Origin of the sequence: Rhizobium sp. Root482 (assembly GCF_001426565.1) — a bacterium.
Lineage (GTDB): Bacteria > Pseudomonadota > Alphaproteobacteria > Rhizobiales > Rhizobiaceae > Pararhizobium.
In genome coordinates this window covers 17,045-40,321 of record NZ_LMFA01000011.1, presented here as the reverse complement: position 1 = coordinate 40,321, position 23,277 = coordinate 17,045, and the positions used below count along the sequence as shown (strand labels likewise).

21 protein-coding genes and 6 pseudogenes are annotated in these 23,277 nt (G+C 57.9%); 23 read left to right on the top strand and 4 right to left on the bottom strand.

The annotated features are described in order from the left end of the window. Window positions 1–101 precede the first annotated feature (101 nt). Entirely contained in the window at window positions 102–1,793 is a 1,692-nt protein-coding gene (locus ASD31_RS07950; protein ID WP_056331683.1) for an FAD/NAD(P)-binding protein, read from the top strand. An 11-nt stretch (window positions 1,794–1,804) separates the two neighbouring features. On the opposite strand, the pseudogene ASD31_RS07945 reads toward ASD31_RS07950, so the two are convergent. Beyond that, window positions 1,805–2,876 (bottom strand): annotated as a pseudogene (locus ASD31_RS07945) (alpha/beta hydrolase family esterase). A 205-nt stretch (window positions 2,877–3,081) separates the two neighbouring features. On the opposite strand from ASD31_RS07945, the pseudogene ASD31_RS27100 reads away from it, so the two are divergent. Both ASD31_RS27100 and ASD31_RS27095 read left to right on the top strand, forming a co-directional pair. Next, a pseudogene (locus ASD31_RS27100) lies at window positions 3,082–3,273 on the top strand (hypothetical protein); the annotation flags it as partial. A 30-nt stretch (window positions 3,274–3,303) separates the two neighbouring features. Continuing rightward, window positions 3,304–3,414: pseudogene (locus tag ASD31_RS27095) on the top strand (BA14K family protein); the annotation flags it as partial. Window positions 3,415–3,483: 69 nt separating this feature from the next. On the opposite strand, the gene ASD31_RS07935 reads toward ASD31_RS27095, so the two are convergent. Beyond that, a complete protein-coding gene (locus ASD31_RS07935; RefSeq protein WP_056331678.1) occupies window positions 3,484–3,744 on the bottom strand; it encodes a hypothetical protein in 261 nt (86 codons plus the stop codon). A gap of 198 nt (window positions 3,745–3,942) precedes the next feature. On the opposite strand from ASD31_RS07935, the gene ASD31_RS07930 reads away from it, so the two are divergent. The 6 genes and pseudogenes from ASD31_RS07930 to ASD31_RS07905 all read left to right on the top strand — a co-directional run bounded on the left by ASD31_RS07930 (window position 3,943) and on the right by ASD31_RS07905 (window position 7,500). Next, entirely contained in the window at window positions 3,943–4,839 is an 897-nt protein-coding gene (locus ASD31_RS07930) for a Ku protein (protein WP_056331676.1), read from the top strand. Between the two features lie 12 nt (window positions 4,840–4,851). Further along, entirely contained in the window at window positions 4,852–5,664 is an 813-nt protein-coding gene (locus ASD31_RS07925) for a Ku protein (protein WP_056331674.1), read from the top strand. After that, window positions 5,645–6,181, top strand: a pseudogene (locus ASD31_RS25380) (hypothetical protein). Before ASD31_RS07925 ends, ASD31_RS25380 begins: the two are co-directional and overlap by 20 nt. 172 nt (window positions 6,182–6,353) lie before the next feature. Further along, window positions 6,354–6,827 (top strand): Hsp20 family protein, encoded by a 474-nt coding sequence (locus ASD31_RS07915; RefSeq protein WP_056331671.1) that lies wholly within the window; start codon window positions 6,354–6,356, stop codon window positions 6,825–6,827. Between the two features lie 74 nt (window positions 6,828–6,901). Continuing rightward, window positions 6,902–7,201 carry a DUF982 domain-containing protein gene (locus ASD31_RS07910; RefSeq protein ID WP_056331669.1) on the top strand — a complete coding sequence of 100 codons (300 nt, stop codon included), beginning with the start codon at window positions 6,902–6,904 and terminating at the stop codon, window positions 7,199–7,201. A gap of 11 nt (window positions 7,202–7,212) precedes the next feature. Then, complete coding sequence (locus ASD31_RS07905; RefSeq protein ID WP_320409388.1) at window positions 7,213–7,500, top strand: hypothetical protein; 288 nt, start codon at window positions 7,213–7,215, stop codon at window positions 7,498–7,500. Between the two features lie 79 nt (window positions 7,501–7,579). Here the strand turns inward: ASD31_RS07905 and ASD31_RS07900 are convergent, their stop codons facing one another. Beyond that, the gene (locus ASD31_RS07900; protein ID WP_082520481.1) at window positions 7,580–8,530 is read right to left on the bottom strand and encodes a DMT family transporter; all 951 of its coding nucleotides are present in this window, start codon (window positions 8,528–8,530) and stop codon (window positions 7,580–7,582) included. 69 nt (window positions 8,531–8,599) lie between these two features. On the opposite strand from ASD31_RS07900, the gene ASD31_RS07895 reads away from it, so the two are divergent. The 4 genes from ASD31_RS07895 to ASD31_RS07880 all read left to right on the top strand — a co-directional run bounded on the left by ASD31_RS07895 (window position 8,600) and on the right by ASD31_RS07880 (window position 11,256). After that, window positions 8,600–9,502, top strand: coding sequence for a LysR family transcriptional regulator (locus ASD31_RS07895; protein ID WP_200952143.1), 903 nt, complete (start codon window positions 8,600–8,602; stop codon window positions 9,500–9,502). Window positions 9,503–9,644: 142 nt separating this feature from the next. Next, window positions 9,645–10,019, top strand: a complete 375-nt coding sequence (locus ASD31_RS07890; RefSeq protein WP_056331661.1) for a hypothetical protein — start codon at window positions 9,645–9,647, stop codon at window positions 10,017–10,019. Window positions 10,020–10,385: 366 nt separating this feature from the next. Beyond that, on the top strand, window positions 10,386–10,652 hold the full coding sequence (locus ASD31_RS07885) for a hypothetical protein (protein WP_056331657.1): 267 nt from the start codon (window positions 10,386–10,388) through the stop codon (window positions 10,650–10,652). A gap of 43 nt (window positions 10,653–10,695) precedes the next feature. After that, a complete protein-coding gene (locus ASD31_RS07880) occupies window positions 10,696–11,256 on the top strand; it encodes a hypothetical protein (protein WP_156392561.1) in 561 nt (186 codons plus the stop codon). Window positions 11,257–11,310: 54 nt separating this feature from the next. Here the strand turns inward: ASD31_RS07880 and ASD31_RS07875 are convergent, their stop codons facing one another. Further along, window positions 11,311–11,817, bottom strand: coding sequence for a hypothetical protein (locus ASD31_RS07875; RefSeq protein WP_056331653.1), 507 nt, complete (start codon window positions 11,815–11,817; stop codon window positions 11,311–11,313). A 79-nt stretch (window positions 11,818–11,896) separates the two neighbouring features. Between ASD31_RS07875 and ASD31_RS07870 the strand changes: the two genes are divergently transcribed. The 10 genes and pseudogenes from ASD31_RS07870 (at window position 11,897) to ASD31_RS27085 (ending at window position 22,730) form a co-directional block, all read left to right on the top strand. Then, window positions 11,897–12,481: an ankyrin repeat domain-containing protein gene (locus ASD31_RS07870; RefSeq protein WP_056331650.1), complete on the top strand. Its 585-nt coding sequence runs from the start codon at window positions 11,897–11,899 to the stop codon at window positions 12,479–12,481. A 137-nt stretch (window positions 12,482–12,618) separates the two neighbouring features. Further along, window positions 12,619–12,810 (top strand): hypothetical protein, encoded by a 192-nt coding sequence (locus tag ASD31_RS25875; protein ID WP_156392560.1) that lies wholly within the window; start codon window positions 12,619–12,621, stop codon window positions 12,808–12,810. Window positions 12,811–12,822: 12 nt separating this feature from the next. Continuing rightward, on the top strand, window positions 12,823–13,656 hold the full coding sequence (locus tag ASD31_RS07860; RefSeq protein ID WP_056331647.1) for a hypothetical protein: 834 nt from the start codon (window positions 12,823–12,825) through the stop codon (window positions 13,654–13,656). 497 nt (window positions 13,657–14,153) lie between these two features. After that, the gene (locus ASD31_RS07850) at window positions 14,154–14,645 is read left to right on the top strand and encodes a hypothetical protein (RefSeq protein WP_156392559.1); all 492 of its coding nucleotides are present in this window, start codon (window positions 14,154–14,156) and stop codon (window positions 14,643–14,645) included. 895 nt (window positions 14,646–15,540) lie between these two features. Then, a complete protein-coding gene (locus ASD31_RS07840) occupies window positions 15,541–15,813 on the top strand; it encodes a hypothetical protein (protein WP_056331641.1) in 273 nt (90 codons plus the stop codon). Between the two features lie 849 nt (window positions 15,814–16,662). Beyond that, window positions 16,663–17,403 (top strand): DUF4336 domain-containing protein, encoded by a 741-nt coding sequence (locus ASD31_RS07835; RefSeq protein ID WP_056331700.1) that lies wholly within the window; start codon window positions 16,663–16,665, stop codon window positions 17,401–17,403. A gap of 474 nt (window positions 17,404–17,877) precedes the next feature. Then, a pseudogene (locus ASD31_RS26735) lies at window positions 17,878–18,045 on the top strand (GlxA family transcriptional regulator); the annotation flags it as partial. A gap of 189 nt (window positions 18,046–18,234) precedes the next feature. Continuing rightward, window positions 18,235–18,471, top strand: a complete 237-nt coding sequence (locus ASD31_RS26730; protein WP_244483792.1) for a hypothetical protein — start codon at window positions 18,235–18,237, stop codon at window positions 18,469–18,471. A 275-nt stretch (window positions 18,472–18,746) separates the two neighbouring features. Continuing rightward, window positions 18,747–20,378 (top strand): annotated as a pseudogene (locus tag ASD31_RS27090) (PAS domain-containing protein); the annotation flags it as partial. Further along, window positions 20,376–22,730: a PAS domain-containing protein gene (locus ASD31_RS27085; RefSeq protein ID WP_413813803.1), complete on the top strand. Its 2,355-nt coding sequence runs from the start codon at window positions 20,376–20,378 to the stop codon at window positions 22,728–22,730. The pseudogene ASD31_RS27090 and the gene ASD31_RS27085, both read left to right, overlap by 3 nt. Window positions 22,731–23,277: the final 547 nt, after the last annotated feature.

Sequence of the window (23,277 nt, the reverse complement as noted above, 5' to 3'; positions counted from 1 at the left end):
AACTAATTCAAGGCGGCAATCCCCCGCCCGATGTAATTGCCGGGCACTGGCCTATCTGTCTCGCAATCGGATTGTAACTACGTCCAGCGAATGGAAACAAATTGACCAACATCGCTATTATCGGCTCGGGTCCTACCGGGATTTACACTCTAAAGGGTCTGATGGAGAGCGATGTCGCGCTAACCATTACCGTCTACGAGGCCAACGCCGATCCGGGCAAGGGGACGCCTTATCATCCTCGCGCCAACGACCGCGCGATGCTCGCCAATATCGCCTCTATAGAGTTGCCGCCCGTCTGCGAAAGCCTGGCCCATTGGCTTCGGCGCAAGAGCGCCGCCGAACTGGCTATGCTGGGAATTGCCGTGGAAAACATTGGCGAACGGGAATTCTATCCCCGTGTGGTCCTCGGGGAGTACTTCCAAGCACAACTTGAGGGCTTGCTCGCGAAGGCCGTGGTTGGCGGCCATGTGGTCGAGGTCAAGGCAAGTCACCGCGTCCTGGATATCCAGCTCAGGGAGCGAGATATCGATGTGGAAGTTGCCAGCGCTGACGGCACAATCGAGCACAAGTCGTTTGACCACGTCGTCATGGCCACTGGGCATGACTGGCCGGATACGACCGAGACCAAGCCCGGCTTCTTCGTGTCGCCCTGGCCTGCCGAGAATCTTGATACGATCGGGGATGTTTCCGCCGGGATACTCGGAACGTCGCTCAGCGGGATTGATGCAGTGGTATCTGTTGCCACCTCTCGCGGATCGTTCCTGCTCGATGACGCGGGAACGATGCAATATCACACGGCATCCGGCCCAGACTTCCACCTCACGATGATGTCGAGAAAAGGTCTTCTTCCGGAAGCGGACTTCTTCTGCCCAATACCATACGCTCCGCTTTCGATCTTTACCGAGGTTGCCGTGGACAGTCTGATAAACACTGTTCCCGACAGGCTGCTCGACGAGATGTTCGAACTGTTTCGTGCTCAGCTATTCTCTAGCGACCCGGCATATGCCGAGCGCATCGGACTTGGCATGTTGACCGTGGAGACGGTTGCTGGTGCTTATTTCTCGGAACGGGAGACATACGACCCGTTCACCTGGGCCGCGCTAAATCTCGGCGAGGCAAAGGCTAACAAGGCGACGCGCACGACCGTCCCCTGGCGCTACGCGATCCTGTGCATGCATGAGACGGTTCTACGGGCCGTCCCGCATTTCAACGACCAGGACCTCAGACGCTTCCACAAGCATTTCAAAACGCTGTTCGTAGACGACTACGCAACGGTGCCGCACCAGTCCATCGAACGGCTTTTGGCACTGCATCGAGCCGGTCGACTGTCTGTGCTCAAGCTGGGATCGGAATACGATCTCGATATCGAGAACATAGCCCGCGGCGCAGCGGTCACTGTCGGCAAGGAGCGGTACGAGTTCGCGGCCTTCATCGACGCGACAGGTCAGCACGCCGTGTCCGCATGGGATGTTCCGTTTCCCAGCCTGATCGAGCAGGGTGTTGTGCGCGAAGCGAGGACGACAAGAGCGTCAACGGCTTTCGCCGCAACCGATGACACCGCGACGATCGCAACCGGCGGCATCGACCTCGATGGGCAATTCAGGCCTCTCTTCGAGAAGCCTCTCAGCCACAATCTCTATTGTGTGTCGATACCGTTCCTGTTGCACAAGCTTCCGTTCGTTCAAGGGATCACAAGTGCCGAAGAGCTTGGAAAGCTCGTCGCGGCGGCTATTGTCGCGGACGTTCAGACACGGAATTTAAGTTTGGAGGCGGCAGAGAGGATTGTCGCCTGAGTGGCAAAACGTCACTTCATAAGACCGGCCGAACGCAGCGCCCCATGGATGACGTCCTGAATTCCAACAGCGCCCGACAAACGTTCTCTGGAGGAGGGCAACTCGGATTTCCGCGTTTCCGTACGCTTATCAAACGATGCTGTCAGACCCCAGTTCCGCGCGATGTGCACGGTCGAGGAAATGCCCACATCAAGCATATAAGGCAAGGGGTGGCCGTAGCCGCTCGCCGTGTCGAGGGGCGTACCGTGCCCCATCCGCTCGATGAGATAAAGGTCGATCACATCGCGACCCTGCGCATCTTTCCAGGTCCTGCGAGAATGACCGTCGACGATCTCGGACGCGGTCGCCCCGGCGGTTGCACCGTGAACGCTTCGCCACTGGTCGACGATTGCAACGGCGTTGTCTTTCACGACCGTATTGTCGGCCAATCCGTGCCAGACGGACACCGTAGGCCAAGGCCCGTCATGTTCCGACGCTTCGCGAAGCTTGGTTTCAAGGCGAGCCTGGGAGAAGGCCATGTCCGAGCATGCGATCAAGCGCCTCGGGGATCGTCGAGGCTGTGCCATAGGGCAGGCCCGCTATGATCGCGCCTCCGGCAAAGACCTCGGGATACGCCGCTAGCAAGGCGTTCGCCATCGCGCCGCCTGCCGAGAGCCCGGTTACATAGATGCGCCTTGGATCGACACCGTGTGTGGTGGTCATCGTCGCGACCATTTCCCGGATCGACAAGACTTCTCCGCGGTCCCGAATAATGTCCTCATCGTTGAACCAGTTGAAACAGAGATTGGCGTTGTTATCCGGGGATTGTTCAGGGAACAAAACGGCGAAACCGTAGTCTTCGGCCAGTCTTGACCAGCCCGACCCCTGGTCATACCCGTCGGCACTCTGCGTGCAACCATGAAGCACGACCACAAGCGCGGGTGCGACGGCAGCGTCGGTCGGCATTTGGAATTTGGCAGTCAACCTGCCCGGGTTTCGTCCGAAACGCTGAAGACTTTTTAGAGTGCTACGCGTGTTGCCAGTGGCTAGGGGATTGGACCGGTAACGGGAAAGCCGCTCGATCGTGTCGGAAATGGTTCTCATGTCAGGCCCTCAATGCAGCGGCGAGCCAGATTGCCAACCGATTAACTCAGGTAATGCTGCAGCGCACAATTACAACAGGGAAATAGGTTGTCTTGACCCAAGGGAATTCTTCCGATCGTTCGGCTTCGAAGGTGAACCCTCGGGGACATCTAAATGGCCCGCAGATGCATGAGGAACCATTGCCCATCGGGCAGCTTTGGGACGAATGGAAACCGCAGAATTCGAAAAGCTCGCCATCCCAATCGCGCTCGTCGTGGATGACGATCCCCTGATCCTCATGGATACCGCAGACATGATTGCGGGCGAGGGCTATGCCGTGGTCGAAGCCAAGACCGCTGACCAGGCCTATGATTTCCTGGATCGGCACTCCTCGCTGCAGTTACTCTTCACCGACGTTCAGATGCCGGGCAGTCCCGTAGCTGGCTCGGGCAGTCATGTACAATGGTGTTCGGAGCGATATCGCACATATCGTGCGTATGACGATACATATGTGCCGAGAGCCGGTATGCGTGCCCGGTGCATGTCGCCGTATCGCTAAGCGCTCCATAACAGGTAATCAGCCCCGCCATTCCTGGCGGGGTTTTCGTATGGGAGCGCATTCCTGCTGTCAAAGCTCGATCGTACTTCCAGAATGTATGCGTTCATCGGGAGAGAGAAATCGGATCGGGTCGGTCCAGCCTTGGGCCACGAGGTCGGCGTATGCAGCTCTGACCTCCCGACGAGACAAAGCGTAGTCCAGCCGCCCAGCAGGCTTGTAGACGTCTAGTTCGGTCGGCGTCACGTTGGAATCGCCGACGAGCGCCACGGTGACCTCCAGTTCCAGCAGTTCATCCGCGGGATTTCCGTTGGCAAGATAACGTTTCGTCATCGCGGGACTCCTTTATGGTTGCTGCTTTTTATAAGCGCACCTGCCGCCCAAAGATGCATGAGAATCAGCAGCATAACCGGGACTCGTAAAAGGGGCGACGCCGAGTGGCTAAGTCGTTGAAAAATGATTCGTTTCGACTCGGAACAATTGCCCGCTGATTCACTTGAATCGCCTAGGTTGCGTCAGGAGTTCAGCGTCATGGTTGCCCCAAGAGCCAATTGGAAAGGCTTCATCAAGTTCGGAGAAGTATCCTGTCCGGTGGCGCTCTACACCGCCGCCTCCTCGTCAGAGCGAATTGCCTTCAACACGCTGAACCGAAAGACCGGCAACCGGGTAAAGCGAGAATTCGTCGATAGCGAAACCGGCGATCCTGTCCAGCGCAACGACCAGGTCAAGGGCTACGAGATCGAAAATGGCCAATACATCGTTCTGGAACCCGATGAAGTCGTCGCCGCCATACCCGAGAGCGACAAGACACTGAAGATTGACGCGTTCATTCCCTGCAACGAAATCGACGACGTCTATTTCGACAAGCCCTATTACCTTGCTCCCGACCGAATGGGCAAGGATGCCTTCGTGCTGCTCCGTGATGGGATGAAGAAGGCGAAGGTCGCCGCCATCGCCCGCACGGTCCTTTTTCGCCGGATGCGCACGGTCCTGATCCGCGCGCATGGGAAGGGCCTGATCGCCTCGACGCTGAACTTCGACTACGAAGTTCGCTCATCCGAGAAAGCGTTCGAGGAACTGCCGGATCTGAGGATCGAGGGGGAGATGCTCGATCTGGCGCAACATATCATCGGGAAGAAGAAGGGTAGTTTCGATGCCAGCACCTTTGACGATCGATACGAGGCCGCGGTCGCGGAATTGGTGAAGGCCAAGATCGAAGGCCGCTCGCTGCCGAAGAAGAAAGCGCCGGCTGCTTCCAAGCCCAGCGATCTGCTGCAGGCACTGCGCGAAAGCGCTGGGCTCGGAGCCAAAGCCGAGCCGAAACGCACCGCTGCCAGCGCCAACAAGGGCACCAACCAAAAGGCTGCTAAACCTGCCACTGCAGCGAAGGCGAAGGCCGCGACAACGCCAGCGCGCCGCGCAAGCTGATCGGAGGAAATCATGTCAGTCCGCCCTTACTGGAAAGGCTATCTGAAGCTGTCATTGGTTACTTGCCCGGTGCAGATGATGCCCGCGACCTCTGAGAACGAGAAGGTCCGCTTCCACACGCTCAATCGCGAGACCCAGAATCGCGTCGTCAGCCACTACGTCGATTCCGTCACGGGGAAAGAGGTCATGCAAGAGGACGAGGTCAAGGGCTATCAGCGCGGCGAGGACGAATACATCATCCTGGAAGACGATGAGCTCGAAAATGTCGCGCCGGACAGTACCAAGACCATCGATATCTCCACCTTTACCCCACGTGATACGATCGAGTGGATCTGGCTGGATACGCCCTATTATCTATCGCCGAACGATCCGGTCGGCCAGGAGGCGTTCTCGGTCATACGCGACGCGATGGAATCGCAGGATATGGTTGGCATTTCTCGTCTCGTAATCACGCGGCGCGAGCGCGCCGTCATGCTGGAGCCACGCGGTAAGGGTATCGTTTTGTGGACTTTGCGCTATGGTGACGAGGTGCGCGATAAAGAGACCTATTTCGAGGGCATCGGTGATGAGACAGCGGATTCTGACATGATGCCGCTTATCCAGCAACTGATCAAAAAGCAGACCCGGCACTGGCATCCGAAAATGGTGATCGACCCGGTTCAGGACCGGCTTCTTGATATCATTGCGGAAAAGAAGAAGGCTCTCAGGAGGCCGTCGAAGACCAGGGCCAAGGCGCCGGCGTCAGCGCCCGCACCGAGCAACGTCATCAACATCATGGATGCCCTGAAGAAGTCGGTCGCGGCGGATACCCGGGCCAGAAAATGAGCAACGCGCCAAGCCTTTGCTTCAGGACGATGCCTTCAAGGCGAAATCCAGACCCAGGCGCGATCCGGCGCAGCCGAACCTTCCTTTCGATCCCAGCCCGATCGCGTCGAGCCTTGCCGGGCGTTGCTGAAGTCAACACCGCCAGCGGGGCCGGATTGGCCCTCGAGGTCAAATGGGACGGCTACTGTCTCGCCAACATATCGAGCCGAAGGGCGTGCGCATCCTCATCGGCAGCCTGCTGCTGGCCGCTCGCCGGGGCCACGATTGGATCTATGTCGGCGCCGTCGGGACGTGGGTCAAGGAAAGGGATGCGGCGTATCTCGAGAAGGCGTTCGATACGCTGAAGACACGAACGCCGGTTGTTCCGCTGAAGGGCAAGAACTATGTCTTCGCCCAGCCGACGCTAATATCCGAAATCGAATTCGGGGCTGGACTGACGACGAGCAATCTGCGGCATGCCCCTTACAAAGGCCTCCGCGAAGTTCAGGATAATGCCACGGTTTATCCGCTGGACTGAGGGGCGCCGGCAGAGGCCAAAAAAGCCACGATTTTTTCTGGCCGCTCTCTTGAATCCGAAAATCCCGAAAACCAAATCGATTGTCGCCAGCCGCTGATGAAGGGCTGGCCTTGCTGGAGGCACCGTCTTTCGGCGCTTCCGTACCCCATGTTGCTTCAAGGAGGATATGGCTATGGCAACATCTTATGACTATGCACCGCTCTTCCGCTCGAGCGTCGGCTTCGACCGGGTCTTCAACCTCCTGGAAAACGCCCAGCGCGCGCGCTCGATCAGCGACTGGCCGCCCTATGACATCGTCAAGAGAGGTGACGACAGCTACCGGATCTCGGTCGCGGTCGCGGGCTTTGCCCAGGAAGACATCGACATCACGTTCCAATCCAACCTACTGACTGTGACCGGCAAGAAGCAGGAGGCATCCGCCGATGGTTACCTCCATCGCGGCATTGCCGGCTGTCCGTTCGAACACCGTTTCGAGCTTGCCGACCATGTCAGGGTGAACGGAGCAGATCTGAGCAACGGTCTCCTGTCGATCGATCTTGTTCGCGAGATCCCGGAAGCGCTGAAGCCGCGCAAGATCTCCATCCAGAGCGCGCCCACTTTGACGTCGGCGGCTCCGGCACAGATCGAAGCGCAGAAGGCGGCCTAATCGACGTCGTCCGCTCAATTAGGGCGCCGTTGCGACGGCGCCCATCAACAGTCGGGGTTGGGAAGGAGAGAACGATGAAACCCGATATGTTCAGACAGCCCGTTTTCATTCTTGTGGGCCTCGGCTTTCCGGCAAAGGTCCGCAGCGTGATGGACGCCTACCGGCATCTGGCCGAATGGCCGACGTCGCAGAGGGACGGCGCGCACTCGATCGCTCTCAAGGCATGTAGTGCCGCGCTGCGAGGTGAGATCGAGGCAGAGACCGCACGCGGTTTGTTTGTCGCCTTTGCCGAGAAACACGACCTGCTGGCGCCCGAAACGAACATGATTGCCGCGTCACGACTGCGACGCGACCGGGATCCGCATGTTCGATAAGGAGACCTATGATGCACGACATGTTTCAGCAGGCCGTCAACAATGCGATTGCGATAGGACCAACGGGCCTGGTTCAGGACATGAACCTCAGGCCGCCAACCGATGTGGTCGGAGCGCCGGCTCTCCTCGCCGCCTGGGCGTCGGACTTTTACGCTGTCGATTCCAAGCCAGCCCTTCGTCAGCTACCGGGAACAACTCCAGTCCCGATCGACGAAGTGCAGTCGGCTTTCAAAAAACTCGATCAGCGTTATGGTTGTTGGTTTCGCGTGGGTTTGATCCATCTTTCCATTTCGCCGTGAACCACTTTGCCGGGTAAAGTTGTTTGTGTACAATTTGCTACAGCGGATCTCGTGGGCTAACGCGAAATGAAAAAGCGGGTCAAATCCTGCCGGAACTTGGCAGCCTGCCGTTCCGAACACCCGGCAGCTTACCGCTCCCGCTCGCCAGCAGGACACCGAAGATCGCGATTGCGACGCCGGCGATCTGCGCTAAGCCGGGTGTTCGACCGAAGATCGCCGCCACGAGGAGCGCCGAGACGGGCACGAGATTGAACATGATCGAGGTGGCGCCCGGTCCGCGCTTGGCAATTCCTGTCTGCCAAAAGAGATAGGCGAGAACCGACCCCAGCAACGCCATCCATAGGATCGATACCAACGCGATGGTAGGAGCATGGACGAAAGAAGTGACAGGCGTTTCCACACTGAAGCCGACGAACGCCAATGCGAAAGCGCCCACGAGCATCGTCCATGCGGTGGTTTCAAGCGGTGTCGCGTCGCTGACCCAGCGACGGCATCCGATCGTATAAACAGCCCAGGCGAGACTTCCGAGCAGGACCAGAATATCTCCAGAAGCGAAATGCGCGCCGGAAAACGCGCCCACGGTCAGCGCGACGCCCAAAAGGCTGACGACCATTCCCGCAAGAGCACGAGGAGACGGCATGCGCCGAAGCAAAAGCGATTCCAGCAAGTTCGTGGTTAGCGGGCTCGTTCCCATGATGAGCGCCGCGGTCACCGGACTTGATGTCTTCATACCAAGAAACAGGGCGGCGTTGAAGCCGGCGACACCAACGACGCCCAAAACCGCATAGGAGGTGAGATTTCGGCGAAGCACGCTCCATCGAATGCCTTTGGCTATGCGGAGCCAAAGCATGATGGCTGCGGCAGCAAGCACGAAGCGTCCGGCTGCTGCGGACCAGGGTGGAAGATACAGCAGCGCGATCCGCGTTGCTTCGAAATTGGTTCCCCAAAATACCGCCGCCATTACGCTTGCGACAAGCGCGCCGCCATCGGTTGGCAATCCGGATGCGCGGGTCGAGATGGATGCCGGCATGACTAACCTCTTGTTAGAACATTGATACCAACGCAGGTTGCCGTATCAAACTTGCTTACGATATGCAGAATGTCAGCAATCCGATTTCCAAAAATGGAAAGCTTTGTGAGTAATCTGAACTGGGACGACTGCCGATTTTTTCTGGCACTGGCGCGAGAGGGAACCCTGTCTGGCGCAGCGCGGCATCTCAAGGCAGGTGTTGCAACTGTTTCGCGCAGGATCGAGCGGATGGAGAACGCGTTCGGGGTGCCGCTCTTTCTGCGCACGCAGACCGGCTACGTGATGACGGATCAGGGCGAGACAATGCTGCGGCGCGCTGAAGCGGTGGAGCTTGCAATGATCGACATGCGGCAGGAAGCCCTCGATCACGCGCAGATTAGAGGTATGGTGCGTCTGACGAGTATCGAAAGCCTCGTTGTGCCGTTCATTGTCCCTGCGCTTCAGCCCCTGCTCACCGTAAATCCTGCACTGGATGTGGAAATCCTGTTTTCGACTGCGACAATCAATGTGCACCGCCATGACGCCGATCTTGCATTGCGAATGATCCGGCCCGAGCACGGAAATCTGCGCGTGCGCCAACTGGCAACCATGGGCTTTGGCCTTTATGGCCCACCGGAAGGAAAACGACCGAGCCGCATGGTTGCATGGCCAGAAGCAGCCAGTCTCGGAACTCTTTTGAAATGGACGGAGGCCTTCAATCCACCGCAGGCATCCAGGCTGACGGTGAATACGCTGCTGGGTCAGGTCGAGGCGGTTCGGTATGGAATCGGCATCTCCGTCCTTCCACATTTCCTGGCGCGGAATGCTGGACTTCATCTCCTCACAGATCGCCTGCCGGATGGCGCTCCAATGTACAGGCCGATCCTGCTCGTCACCCATGCCGATCTTGCCGCTTCACGCAGAGTGATGAGCGTTGCCGATGCCGTAAGCGACGAAATTGTAAGGGGGCGTCGGCATCTTGCCGAACCTTAGACAAGTCTTCCGCGGATGATATCGAAGCAACGCATGGCACGCGGGACGGCGAAGCGAGCTCGCAAAAATGCCATTGCACGGACCTTGCCGCATCACTCATATGGTTTACGTCTCTCCTGTTCATCGATGACAGGGAAATGTAATGTGGTTTTGGAAGACGTCTATTGCTGCCGAGCAATTCGGAAGCGACATGGTCGCGGATCTTATTGACGTAGAAGCGTGCCGCGACGATGTGCGTGTTTTACGTGATCATGGCGTGCCGGAGAACATCGCGCTATGCGAAATGGCTTTTGCAAGAGCCGGATTGATGCAAGCGATTTTTGAGGACGAACTGCGCCAACCGGTAGCGGATCGAGCGATACAGGCTCCAACCAAATTCTGTTTGATGCTTTCAAAGGTCAAAGCTCGCAGGACGCGCTTGGTTTTTACCAACAGAGCTTCGTCAATGCAATGCGCGACCGAGTGCACTTTTATCGTGGGAAGGCATTTCCGTTGTCTCAATTGGCGGCATCTATAGGGGCGGTATTGAAAGTGCGCGGGCATCCTGCCAGTGAGGCGCTGTTCATGTTTGAGGCGATCGATGCGAAAATCCGACTCGCAATTGATAGATCCAAGCCGATTTAGCCCGTCGTGAGCCAAGGCGCTTCGTACAACGCTTGCCTGATGCGGTTTGACGTAGAGGATAAGGACCCAGTCTATATGTCGTTTGCAGGAGCAAGCCGGCGCCCTTGGCCACCAGAAGGAGATCTAAGTGAGGTATCGTGGAAGATCGCTTGCGCTTGTAATCGTGTTCTTGCCATTTATGTCGGATGGGCAGGCATCGGCATGTAGCAATGTGGAGATCGGTCGTGCAGCGTCGCCGTACGGCAAACTGACTGCCGTTATGTTCAAGCGGGACTGCGGCGCAACGACCAGTTTCTCGACGCAGATTTCGATCGTTGCCGGCGAAGAGGAAGCATCTGATATCGGCAATATCTTTCGTGCCGATACCGATCATGGCAAGGCGCAGGCCGGTCATTGGGGCGGTCCCTGGGCGGAGATGAAATGGCTGGCTCCCGACCGGCTGACGATCCGCTATGCGAAGGGCGCACGGCTCTTCGAGCAACAGAAAGCTTTTGAGGATGTCGTAATCACCTTCGAGGCACGTTGAGGAGACGATCATGAGAATACGGGCAATCCTCTTGGGAGCCGTTATGGCGGCAGCGACGCTGGCTAATCCGGCCGCGGCCCAGGTCGTGGAGCATCTCGGCGTTCCCGGGCCGATCGAATTCCACGGCAAGACCTATGCATTGGCGTGGTCATCGGAACCGGCAGACAACTACGTCAAACAGGAATATGTGCCGGCCGGCCAAAAGCCGGAGACGTTCAGCCAATTGTTGCTTCTGGAGCGTGTGACGGGGGGCATCGAGGTTATGGATGCGGTTGGCAGTCAGGTCGATATGCTCAAGAAGCGCAAGGCCACGGACCCGTTGGTCAACTTCGGCATTCTACAGCATGACGCCACCGGCGAAGTGCTTTTGGATTTCATCGTCAGCACCAAGGACGACAAGGGCGAATATATCGTCGAATGGAACGCCTATCGCTACACGCCTTATCGCGATCCAGCAGGAAAGTCGGGCGTTTTGCTGTTCGGGAGCAGCCAGCGCGCCTATGGCAACGACAATGCGAAGGCCTTTATGGCCAGCTTGAAGCAGTTGCGTCCAGCGCTAACCGGGGCGCTCATCAAAGCCCCCTTGCCAAGGCCAACGAAATGACGGTCGCAGAAACGTGTCCCTGAAAACGAGGTAAAGACACCTGTAAACGAATGCCTATGGAAGGCACGGCATGCCCCCGAGTGCCTCGGAGGCGCCAGCCAGAGGGAAATCGAGGCTTCGGCCTGGCAGGACCAGCCGAATTGTATCGTGACCGGCAATGGCATCGACGATCTCGCCGAGACGGGCCAGCGCATCCGGAGCGTCCACGCTCCAGGTAACGCTTGTCGCATCGATCCCGGCCTGTAGGGGCACCAACCAGGATTTGGTGCCGATTTCGACACGGCCGCCGATCGCAGCAGTCTTCAACGTGGCAAGGGGTTTGGAAAGCACTGCTTCGAGAATGACCTCCGGCGCGCCAGCGCGGCCATTGTGCGTGTCGGGGCAGTAAAGGGTGAACACATCACCGCCAGTCGTTTCGACGCCCACGGCAAATATGCCCATATTATAGCTGCGTTCCCAACGGTTGTCTGATGTTGCCGCGGACGGGAAGGCAGATATGGTGAGCAGGATGGCGGCGGGAAGGATCGGGAAAAGCATCTTCATCTGGCCAAGTTCGGACATTACGGTTCATATGTCTACAGGAGATACAATGAGGGGAGGAAGACCAATTCGCGTTCTTGCAGTCGCCGCGCGAGCCCTGATGCTGGTGATATGGTTGCAGGTGCCGGCGTCGGCCGGTTCGAAGGACGTGCCCGCCCTGCAGCAGGCAATGCTCGATCGCGACCATAGCGCGTTCCGAAACCTCCTCGAAGGCGGAGCGGACCCAGGTGCCGGGGACGCCCATGGCCGTACCGCCCTGCACCTGGCCGCCATGGGGAAGGACACCTACTGGCTCGACGAATTGCTCAGGCGCGGCACGAGCCCGGACCTTCCCAACACAATCACGCAGGAACCCCCGCTGTTCGATGCACTGCGTGCGCGGGTGCCGGAGAATATCGATCTGCTTCTCGAAGGCGGCGCGCGTCTCGACACGCGCGACCGCAACGGTACGACGCCTTTGCACCAGGCGGCAATGGTCAACGATCCTGCCTCGGTCCTGAAATTTCTGGAAGCGGGTGCCGATCCTGCCGCGGCCGACAATATCGGTGCGACGTTCCAGGCCTATTTCTATGATGGAGATCCGGCCATGATCGACTGGTCGACGCACCGCAGCTTGCGCAAGATCAGTGACTGGCTGCGCGCGCATGACGTTCCCGTGACCGCTGCAATCCTGGAGACGCTGTAGTGAAACAAAAGGTAATCGCAGGTCTTGCCTTGTTGTTGATAGCCACGCCCGTCCGCGCCGACCGTATCGCGGGGACCTTCCGCCTTGGATCAACCGGGATCAATTGCGTCAAAGCGCCGTGCCCCTGGCGTGGGATCGTGAAGCTGGACGCAAACGGAAAACCTGACGGCAGGCCGCTATGGGCCGGCAACGAATTGCCCACGGTCGAGGCGGAGGAGAATGTCCGAAACCGGATTGCCGCGTCCTGGAAGGCATCCGGTTGCCTCGTCGTGGAAGGGGAACTAGATGACGACGGTCTTGCGGTAAGCCGCATCATCGGCGGTTGCTGAACGGAGGGGTCCATGAAAAACGCTCATTCATCGGTCCTGGGCGTCGGAGTCGCGATAGCGCTGACAATTCCTTCGCAAGGGCCCGCGCAGGACATGATCAACAATCTGCCTGACTACACGAGCGCATGGGTGATGGGCGACCTGATGCAGCGTCGTGGCCGGGATTACGACGAGCCGGCGGAGCGCCCAGGGGCCAAGAATCGCAAGGCTGCGGAAGCGCGCGAGCAAGCCTCCGCCACCGAGCTGCTTGAGCAGGCTATCTATCGTCCTTCGCCGGATCCGGAAACCCGAATCGAGCACTCCTTCACGGCTTATCTGGAAGGGCGGGAGAACGACGGCCCGACGCCGGAATTGCTGCGCGCGGTCATGGAAGACAATCCGGTCGGTTCGCCATTCGCCAGGCTGTTGGCGTCTGCCGTCGGCGGTGGTGAGCGCCGGGCGATCCACCAGGTCGGCAGGGACTATGCCGACTGGCTGGCGTCGAAAGGATATTCGGAGCGAAACCTGTTCGATGTTCATACGGCATTCCTCCTGCATGCCTGGTCGATCACCAACAGCGGCGTGTCGATCTCCGATACGGACAGCGCCTTCCGTGCGATCAGAAATGGCCTCGTTCAAGTCCAGGCCCTGGCAGAATCGTCAGAGCTACTCAGGCGCGATAACGCGCAGAAGCAGGAGGAAGCTCAGAGCTTCGCGCTGATGACCGCGCTGTTGGTCTCGGCATGGTCCGATGCCGAGCCCGGCGGGCGGTTGGTGCTCACGAAGGGCACCGACGCTCTGGGCCGGCGTATCGGTGTGGATTTCCGGCGCCTGAAGTTGACACCGGACGGCTTTTTTACGGAGTGACGCTTGCAGAGAAACCGCCATTTCTATGATGGGTGAACAAGCAGATGCTCGTTCCGGCCCATGCGGCAATCTTCGGTGAAGGCATCTGCGCAGGCGGGGTTTGCGTGAAAAACCTGAAACTGACCTTCGGTGATGGTAAAGTAGGCCTCCCACTCCATTGCGCGATTCACTCCGGAGACCGGGGTTGAAAGATAGTATCGGTCTGTCCGATGATCGATACCAAGACTGAACCGATGTTCGCGGCTTATGAATGTATCCTGGAACCGTGTGGCCATATCCTCTCCAGCTTGTCCTTTTCCTGAACAATTGCGGATCCCGATCCGATGATGGATTGATCCTTTTTAATCGCTCAGATCGTGCCAAAGAGAAAGGTCATCAAGTCGGCATCTGCGTACCGCTAGATATTGTGACCCAATGCCGTCTTGGTCAATCAAACGATCCCGACCGATCCCGCTCAGCCAGCCCGTGGCGTCCTATCGCGAAGAGGAGACAATCTCGTGATGACGATGCACTTGCTTCCGGAGAGGCGCCGGGCCATCGCCTTCATTTTTCCGGCGATCATCGTGGTGATCGCGGTGGCGTTTTTTCCGTTGTTCGTCGACACGGGTCGTGGCTGGTGGCTGGTATTTATTCTGGCGCCTGCTTCAGTTGTCGCCGTGATTATCTGTATCGAGTTCCGCGCTACCGCCATCGGCTTTGACGCCCATGGCGTCCACTACCGTACGGTTGGATATTCGCTCGATGTCCCATGGTCCGGAATCCAGTTTCATGCCAATTGCGGCAAACCCATTTTGTGCGTCACCCAGGGCGAGCGGCATTTTTCCCCCTGGCTTGGCGTCATGTACGGGATTCTTCACGTCCTCATGCCCTTTCGCGCCGAACGCGCCAGCCGTCTGATGACCCAGATTCCGCTCTATTTTTTCATGATTTCCGAGAACGATAGCGTCATGGTCTCGAATCCCCCCTGGGGGCCGGCGACTACGAAGTGAGTGAAGACGAAGAGCTCATCGAGGGATCTCCGGGCTTGCTTACCGTCGTGTCGCGACATTCATCCATCCCAATAACATTAGCAAACAGTAATGCAGTTCGCATGCTACCGGTCGATGCGGAAGCCATTGAAGAATTGCTCCGCCGCGATGGCATTGGTGAGCCTCGGTAGGAGTGGGGGTTTAGTTCGCATGACCCATCACAAATTTACCATCGGGACGGAGGTTTGTCTTTTGAGTCGAGTGGGGCTTTTCCCCGAAGCGGCAGAAACGTACCGGATACCCGCCCTTTTACCAGTCCTGGACCGGTCCCCACAATACCGGCTTCGCAATGATGTATCGCAGCAAGAGTGCGTTTCGAAAGAGGATAACTTAGCCGCGACGCATGACACGACGGGCCGCTAGAAAAACACGAACAGATGCATTGCGTGTCGGCTCTGACAGAAGCAGGTCTCGGCCATGCTCTTGCGGATGATCCCAGCCAGATCTGCTCGATGCACGAAGGAGCTCCGTGTGGCAGATATAGGGAAGAAGAGCTCGAAGGTCGGTATTTTGACGCGCTGCTTGCGATGCGCACCCTAATGACAGAGATGAAAATCATCGGCCGCGATCGTCTTGATGAGTTTGCTAGACGGGTTCGCGAAGCCCTTATTTCCAAGAGGGCGCGGAGCGCTAGAACACCATCGCCGGAAATGAGAAGACTCCTCCCTAACCAGAGATAAATTGGGTTGGGTAATACCGGCCCGCAATATGCTGCTTCGCGCACTGATCTCCGGCCAGTTACCGAACTCTACCAAGGTCACGCGGCCTCGAAAGAACTTGTCGCGCTTGTAGTCGAGCAGCATGACCCAGACATCATTCCCCAGACCGGGGGTCGTACAAAAAAGAGGCATCGGCCATGGTAGTCTTCGGCAAACTCCGGATCGAACATCAGCACGAACTAAGACTTTCCGTCGTGTTCGGATTATTTTCGTTTCCTTTCGGTTATCTGACTGCATCTTTGGTGACAGCAGATCGGGCTCTTGCCTCGGGATTGGCGGAGATACTCTCCGCCATGATCGTCAGAACGGTTGGACTCATTTTCGGCAGTATGCTCGGTGCCAGGATGGACCGCGCATCCGAAAACAGCGCTCACCGCAAACGCTATAAGCCGTCGTTCATAGGGCGGTAACCAGTAGGCCACTCCCAGTGTCTTCTGCGTGGCGCCAATCCAAATCACGGGCCTTGACTGCTGGCGACACGCTCGCTCAGCAGTGCTTTCCACAAACGCGGAAAGCGCCACGACCTGTCGGCTAGGGCAGGCGAAACTTTACGGCTTCGCGTGAACGGATGGAGAATACGAATCTGCCAAAGTAGCTAGGCCTTTCGCTGCAGATCATCGTCAGGGGCACCAGCCCGCATGTCGCCGCCCATTCCGCGTATTCCGCCCCTCCACCCCGCCGCCGGCGCGGCCATTTCTACGTGAGCGGCCGGTGAGCGGTTTTTGCTGATCGCAAAAATCAGGCGATGTTCTGGCGTTGGAACCGGCAGCAGGCCAATTAGAGCTGACATTAATATCAGATCAAAGAGGTCTCATGGCTCGAATTGAGATCATGTTCGATACTGAGCGCATACGGCGCTGGTCCGACGAGGCGAAACCGAGGATACTGGTGGAGGCGGATCAACCTGGTGTTCGCAGTGGTGATATGGCTCCCCGCCTGACATTCATCCGAGCCCGATCCGTTTGTGGCGGCACTCCTTCAGCTATGTTGATTGACCGGCGATGCTCCATCCGGTTGAGATCACCGAAGAGGTGGGCATAAGCCAGGCGTCTACCACGCTACCGAGGCCAGCGGTTGTCGAGATTTTGCTCCAAAACGGTCGGTGCTTGAAGGTCTCGATTGACGTTCAACTGAAGCTGCTTACGTCGCGGGTGGCCTGTTTGGATGCGGCATGGGCCTTCGGGGAATGTGCGTGTCTATCTGGCCTGCGGGGTGATGGATACCCTGTTCAACCCCAAGATTTTGACAAGGAGGTCTTCATGACAGAGGCAAACCTATATCGGCCCATCAACACGCTGAAGCCTGTCTGTGATGATGTCTGGATTGTCGATGGACCGGCCATTGATTTCGGTCCGCCATTGGTGAAGATGAGTTTCCCTACCCGAATGACGATTGTCCGACTGCGCGGCCGGGATCTGTTGATCCATTCGCCCACACCATTGACTGCCGCGTTGAAGGCAGAAGTCGCAGCCATTGGAACACCAAGGTGGATCATAGGGCCGAACAAAATTCACTACTGGTGGATTGCAGACTGGCACGCCGGCTTTCCTGCTGCCGTCATCTATCTGGCGGCCGGGATAGTGGAGCGTGCCGGAGAACGGATTTCGCTTCCGCATTCTCCCCTTGATGCTCGGTGCGGATATCCCTGGGACGACGAGATCGCAACATTGCCGATCGTCGGAAGTTTCATGACCGAGGTGGAATTCTTCCATCGGGCCAGCCGTACGCTGGTTCTGACAGACTTTATCGAGAATTTCGAGCCGCACAAACTGACGTTCTGGACCAGGCTGTTGACGAGACTCGGCGGCGTGTCCGATCCCGATGGCCAGATGCCGCGAGACATGCGGCTGACATTCTCCCGGCGACGCGATGCCCTCAAACAGGCCATGGAAGAAATGATCGCATGGGAGCCCGAGCGCGTGATCCTCGCTCATGGTCGCTGGTATCGTTCCAACGGTGCCGGAGAATTGCGTCGCGCCTTCAGATGGCTCTTGCCGTAATCTCGTCCGTTGCGATCTTCAAGCCCTCATATGGCGTTCGGCGTTGCCTTTTCCCGTCCAGGCTTGGCGCTCGAATTATCTAGCAAGTTCCGGATCAATGACGATCAAAGCGCCAAGAACCGAATTCTCTTCCATCGGAATTCCCGATGGCGGCATCGCGCTTTTCCGTTTCCTTTGATCGAACCCATCTGCGAATTCCGAGTTGAAGCAGTTCGGCTAAGGATGGAACACATGGCACATAGAAAAGTCGAGATTGAAAGGGTTCTCATTGTTGGGGGAGAGGACAACGGCAAAGATATCGGAAAACGGTGGACTGGTAACAGCTTCCCGGGACCCACGTCGAGACCAGGGCGTTTGATGACGGTGTTTTGGATACAGTGATGTTTGCCTCCGGCATCGAGACCGACATCACATCTCCCGGCCAGAGTGCCGTAGTCCGGTCGCTGGCGACATCAAGCGTATTATGCGCCCTGCACCGGAACATTCATATTGGCCGAGGCGGGCGTACTCGATGGCCGTCGCGCAACGACCCACTGGCAATTCGCGCAAGAACTTCAGCGCCGCTTTCCCGAAGTGGCGGTGGAAGAGCATCGCATTTTCATCGTCGATGGTCCAATCCGGACGTGTGGGGGGATGAAGTAGCATTGCAACGACTCTCGTCGCATCGCCGTCTCGGCCATGACAGGCGGTAGCGCCGCTTTTGCGGACTTCGTAGTTGATATGCTCAACAAAGGGCCCGACGGTGTGATGGGTTCGAGCCGGTCCCGACGAAAATCGCGGTCGGCGACGCCATCACCTTCGTAACAAAGGACAAGGGCAGAATACGGAAACGTGAAGGACATGATCCCGGAAGGCGTCGAGGCGTTCAAGAGCAACATCAACGAGACCTTGAAGCTGCCCTTCGCCACCCCCGGCGTCTATCTCGTCAAATGCACGACGCATTACGACGTGGGGATGGTCGTGGTGGGCGACAACCCCGCTTATGTTCAGGCGATCAAGGCGCGAAATTGCCGAAGAAGGCGCCCGAGCGGGGTGACAGGGCACTGTCGCAACTGTAAGGGGCAGTGAAACCGGCCATAGAACCATGTCGCAGCCGTCAAAGGGTTGGCCGGGCAATCCTTGGCATGTGAAAGACCAGCGGTCGGCAATTTCCCAAAGACCAATTTGTAGGAGGCGTGCAAGCCGTTCGAATTCGTGTGTGTCAACTTGTCGAACAGCATGCGCGGCCCCATTGTATGGTGCAACCCCTACGAACCTGCGCCGAAATTTTATCTTGCCGTCGGATACACTTTCACGCACGACTGTTTTGACTAAAATCACCGAAAACAACGCATGTGGTCCTGATGCCAGACGATTTTGATTTCCTTGCCCATGAGGGTCCCATCGCCACGCTGATCCGCAACTTCGATTGGACAAAGACTTCGCTTGGCGAACCCTCGCGTTGGCCGCAAGCAGTGAAAGGGGCGGTAACAACGATCCTACAATCACCGGTCCCGATCGTCACGCTTTGGGGCAGGGATGGGGTCATGGTCTACAACGATGCTTATTCTGTTGTTGCAGCTGGCCGCCATCCTGAATTGCTTGGGTCGAAAGTCCGCGAAGGATGGCCCGAGGTGGCCGACTTCAATGACAATGTCATGAATGTCTGCATGACCGGCGATACTTTATCTTACGAGGATCAGGAGTTAACGCTGCACCGCGCCGGCAAGGCCGAGCAGGTGTTCATGAACCTCAACTATTCGCCTGTCATCGATGACAAAGGCGATCCTTGCGGCGTGATGGCGATCGTTATCGAAACGACGGCAAAAGTCGAAGCCGAGCGGTGGCGACAAGACGAGCAGGGGCGGCTGCGCCGAATGTTCGAGCAGGCTCCCGGCTTCGTGGCGATGATGCGGGGGCCGGACCACGTCTTTGAGCTGACCAACGCTGCCTATCGACAGCTCGTCGGCCATCGCGACGTCGTGGGGATGGCGGTTCGAGACGCGTTGCCCGAACTGCAGGGCCAAGGATTTTTCGAGTTCCTCGACAGAGTTTTTGCTACCGGCGTGCCCTACGAGGGCAAAGCGCTTCCCGTCGACATGCAATCCGAACATACCGCTCCAATCGAACGAAAGTACATAGATCTGATCTACCAGCCTGTCCTGGATCGTGATGGCAAGGTGGTCGGCATCTTTGCGCAGGGCGTCGACGTAACGGACCGTGTCGCCGCTGAAGAGGCGTTGAGGGAAAGTGAGCGGCAAAGTCGCCAGATCATCGACGGCGCGGTCGATTACGCTATTCTCTCACTGGATTTGGAAGGCCGAGTCCTGCGCTGGAACGAGGGCGCGCGCCGAATCTTCGGCTGGTCTGAGGAGGAAGTGGTGGGTGTCCACTGGGACATGCTGTTCACGCCTGAAGATCGAGCAGCGAACAAGCCGCGTGAGGCCATGGATGCGGCACGGGCCTTAGGGACCGCGCACCATGATCGCTGGCATATTCGGAAGTCCGGAGATTGGTTCTGGGCGAGCGGCGAGATCAGCCTGATCCGGGACGACGACGGCAATCCGGCGGGGCTTGTCAAAGTTTTGCGCGACCAGACCGAGCAACATCTTGCGCAACAGGCTCTGCAGAAGGCGGAGGCAAGCCTGCGACGGGCGCAGGAAGCCGGAAAGGTTGGGGTCTTTTCTCTCGATATCCAGACCAACCTCCTGACTCCGACGCCCGAATTCTGCAAAATATACGGGTTGTCCGACGCCGGCGCAGTTGAGATTTCGGCAATCGAGGCGCTTGTTCTGGATGAGGACCGGGAGATTGGCTCGAACGAGAGGACACGCAGCACTGGCCAATCCCCGTTAAATGTCGAGTACCGTATCCGAAGAGCGGATAACGGTCAGAAGCGCATCATCGCCCGTCGTGGCGAATTTGAATACGATACCACCGGCAGACCGATCCGGTTTGTCGGCGTCGTGCAGGATGTCACGGACAGGCGGAAAATGCAGCGGGACCTGCGCGATAGCGAAGCCCGCTTCCGCGCCCTTGCCCAAGCGATACCGAACCATGTCTGGACAGCGCGGCTCGATGGCCAGCTCGACTGGTTCAACGATCGAGTTTACGCGTATGCGGGTGTATCGGAAGGCGAGCTGGACGGTGAGCGATGGACGAGCATGGTCCATGCGGATGATTTGACCGGTGCTGTGCATCGTTGGCAGGCAGCCCTGGCTTCCGGTCAGCCCTATGAGGCAGAGTTCCGCCTGAAGCGCGCTGATGGCACCTATCGTTGGCATATTGGGCGTGCGGTTCCATCCCGAGATGATAGTGGCCGCCTCGTTCGATGGGTTGGTACAAACACGGACATCGAAGACCAGAGGGAGATGCGGGCCAAGCTTGAAGTGTTGAACGAAACGCTTGAGCAGAAGGTTGCTGAGCGCACAGCTGATCGTGATCGCATGTGGCGCCTGTCGACCGATATCATGCTGGTTGCGAATTTCGACGCCAGGATTACTGCGGTCAATCCGGCGTGGCAGACTGTGTTGGGCTGGACGGAGGCGGATCTTGTCGGATGCTCCTTTACGGCTCTCCTTCACCCAGAGGACAAGGAGGCGACGCTCGCGGAGGTCAGCAAGCTAAGCGAGGGCACAAAAACATTGTTCTTCGAGAACCGCTATCAAGCGAAGGACGGTTCCTACCGGACGATCTCGTGGACTGCCGTTCCGGACGATGCGTTTATCCACGCGGTCGGGCGCGATGTCACCGAGGAACGGGCGGCGGCCGCGGCCCATCGGAAGACCGAGCTTGCTCTGCAACAGGCGCACAAGATGGAAGCCATCGGCAATCTGACCGGGGGCGTCGCGCACGATTTTAACAACTTGCTGCAGGTCGTTGCGGGCAACCTGCAGCTCCTCGTCAAGGACGTTGCCGGTAACGATAAGGCAGAGCGTAAAATCTCGAATGCTCTCGCAGGTGTCAATCGCGGCTCGAAGCTTGCTTCGCAGCTTCTCGCCTTCGGCCGAAGGCAGGCGCTTGACCCCAGGGTCGTCAATGTCGGCCGCCTGATCCGCGAAATGGACGAGATGCTGCGCAGGACAATCGGAGAGGGGGTCGAGGTCGAAACGGTCGTGTCAGGCGGGCTCTGGAATACACTCATCGATCCGATGCAAATCGAAAACGCCGTTCTCAATCTCGCGATCAACGCGCGCGATGCGATGGACGGCTCCGGAAAGCTAACGATTGAGGCGGGCAACGCCTATATCGACGACGCTTACGTACGCCAGCACCAGGACGTCGAAGCTGGGCAATACGTTTCACTGTCTGTTACCGACACAGGAACCGGCATTCCAGTTGAGTTGGTCGAGAGAGTTTTCGATCCATTCTTTTCCACGAAGCCGGAAGGCAAAGGTACGGGCCTTGGCCTCTCGATGGTTTACGGATTCGTGAAGCAGACAGGCGGTCATGTTAAGATCTATAGCGAACCCGGACAGGGCACGACGGTAAAGATGTATCTGCCCCGTTCGGCCCAGCAAGAAGACATCGAGGTTGTATTATCGGAGGGTCCTGTCGAGGGCGGACAGGAAACCATTCTGGTTGCGGAGGATGACGAGGGCGTCCGCACCACTGTCGTCGAGATGTTGCAGGAGCTGGGATACCGTGTTTTGAAAGCGGTCGATGCCGCAGGCGCGCTCACCATTATTGAAAGTGGCGTTCACATCGACATGTTGTTCACAGACGTTGTTATGCCCGGCCTGCTCAAAAGCAGCGAGATGGCAAAAAAAGCGAAGGAGCGGATGCCGCACCTCGCAGTGCTCTTCACCTCCGGATACACCGAAAACTCCATCGTCCATGGCGGTCGCCTCGACGCTGGTGTACAGCTCCTGTCAAAGCCATATACGCGAGAGGCGCTCGCTCGAAAGATCCGGCACGTCCTGAACAATGAAAGGCAGCGCGGAATTGCTCAGGAGCAACTGGTTCCAGCGCCAGCTTCGATGGTTGAACCTGTCGCGCAAAATCAGCATCGCGTACTTCTCGTGGAAGACGACGCTCTAATACGGATGGCGACTGCGGATATGCTGGCGGATCTCAATTTCGACGTACTGGAAGCAGGTTCAGCGGAGGAAGCGCTTGCACTGCTGGAGGAGAACGAAATCGACATCCTCGTGTCCGATCTTGGGCTACCCGGTATGTCGGGAGAGGAGTTTTGTCGGCTGGTCCGTGACCGTTGGCCGCAGATTGGTATCGTCTTTGCGACGGGCTCCAACCTGGGACCTCAATTGGCGAACCCGTCGCGGACCGCCTTGCTCACTAAGCCGCATAGCATCGAAGATCTAAAAAGGGCGCTTGTTGCGATCCGATAGGGGGCCGTGAGGGATTCACGTCTTGCCGCGTGGGAGATTTTTGCGCAATCACAGCCATAGGACGAAATTGACCGGTCGCAAAAGCTGAACATCGACGCGGGGTGATCAACCCTCTTGAAAATGGGCTCCGAGTAGTGTTCTCGCCCGAGAAACGCGCAATGCCCAGAAATCGGTATCGGATATAGTGGTGCCGGAACATGCTTCGCCACGCCTTCAACCGCCACGGACAGGCCGATAGTCCAGGCTCTTTGCGAGTGTCCCCGCCTGGCGGGCCAGCGAAAGAGACGCCGTCAGCGGACACCACATACGTTCGTCCCGGGCGTTTCGCCGAGCACCTGATTGAGACAGCGAGAGAGCAAGTCTGCTACGCCGACGCTTTGCCAAGGATCAAGAGGCGGAAAGGCCGGGCGTGTGTCTTGGGGCTTAACGCCCTTAGATCTGGGTTGGACCCGGCTCGTTCATCTATCGTTAATCATGTTGGGCTAGTATCAATCACTGGCTCAGCGTGAGCACTGGTCCAGTCGTACCCAGATAAAAGCCCACCGGA

Excerpts from the sequence above, each read along its gene's own strand:
- ASD31_RS07870 (WP_056331650.1), top strand. The coding sequence starts at position 11,897 with ATGCTGGTGATATGGTTGCAGGTGCCGGCGTCGGCCGGTTCGAAGGAC.
- ASD31_RS07900 (WP_082520481.1), bottom strand. The coding sequence starts at position 8,530 with ATGCCGGCATCCATCTCGACCCGCGCATCCGGATTGCCAACCGATGGC.
- ASD31_RS07880 (WP_156392561.1), top strand. The coding sequence starts at position 10,696 with ATGGCGGCAGCGACGCTGGCTAATCCGGCCGCGGCCCAGGTCGTGGAG.
- ASD31_RS07915 (WP_056331671.1), top strand. The coding sequence starts at position 6,354 with ATGGCAACATCTTATGACTATGCACCGCTCTTCCGCTCGAGCGTCGGC.
- ASD31_RS07925 (WP_056331674.1), top strand. The coding sequence starts at position 4,852 with ATGTCAGTCCGCCCTTACTGGAAAGGCTATCTGAAGCTGTCATTGGTT.
- ASD31_RS07890 (WP_056331661.1), top strand. The coding sequence starts at position 9,645 with ATGTGGTTTTGGAAGACGTCTATTGCTGCCGAGCAATTCGGAAGCGAC.
- ASD31_RS07840 (WP_056331641.1), top strand. The coding sequence starts at position 15,541 with ATGGTAGTCTTCGGCAAACTCCGGATCGAACATCAGCACGAACTAAGA.
- ASD31_RS07895 (WP_200952143.1), top strand. The coding sequence starts at position 8,600 with ATGTCAGCAATCCGATTTCCAAAAATGGAAAGCTTTGTGAGTAATCTG.
- ASD31_RS27085 (WP_413813803.1), top strand. The coding sequence starts at position 20,376 with ATGCAGCGGGACCTGCGCGATAGCGAAGCCCGCTTCCGCGCCCTTGCC.
- ASD31_RS07905 (WP_320409388.1), top strand. The coding sequence starts at position 7,213 with ATGCACGACATGTTTCAGCAGGCCGTCAACAATGCGATTGCGATAGGA.
- ASD31_RS07935 (WP_056331678.1), bottom strand. The coding sequence starts at position 3,744 with ATGACGAAACGTTATCTTGCCAACGGAAATCCCGCGGATGAACTGCTG.
- ASD31_RS07875 (WP_056331653.1), bottom strand. The coding sequence starts at position 11,817 with ATGTCCGAACTTGGCCAGATGAAGATGCTTTTCCCGATCCTTCCCGCC.
- ASD31_RS07885 (WP_056331657.1), top strand. The coding sequence starts at position 10,386 with ATGTTCAAGCGGGACTGCGGCGCAACGACCAGTTTCTCGACGCAGATT.
- ASD31_RS07910 (WP_056331669.1), top strand. The coding sequence starts at position 6,902 with ATGAAACCCGATATGTTCAGACAGCCCGTTTTCATTCTTGTGGGCCTC.
- ASD31_RS07930 (WP_056331676.1), top strand. The coding sequence starts at position 3,943 with ATGGTTGCCCCAAGAGCCAATTGGAAAGGCTTCATCAAGTTCGGAGAA.
- ASD31_RS07860 (WP_056331647.1), top strand. The coding sequence starts at position 12,823 with ATGAAAAACGCTCATTCATCGGTCCTGGGCGTCGGAGTCGCGATAGCG.
- ASD31_RS07835 (WP_056331700.1), top strand. The coding sequence starts at position 16,663 with ATGACAGAGGCAAACCTATATCGGCCCATCAACACGCTGAAGCCTGTC.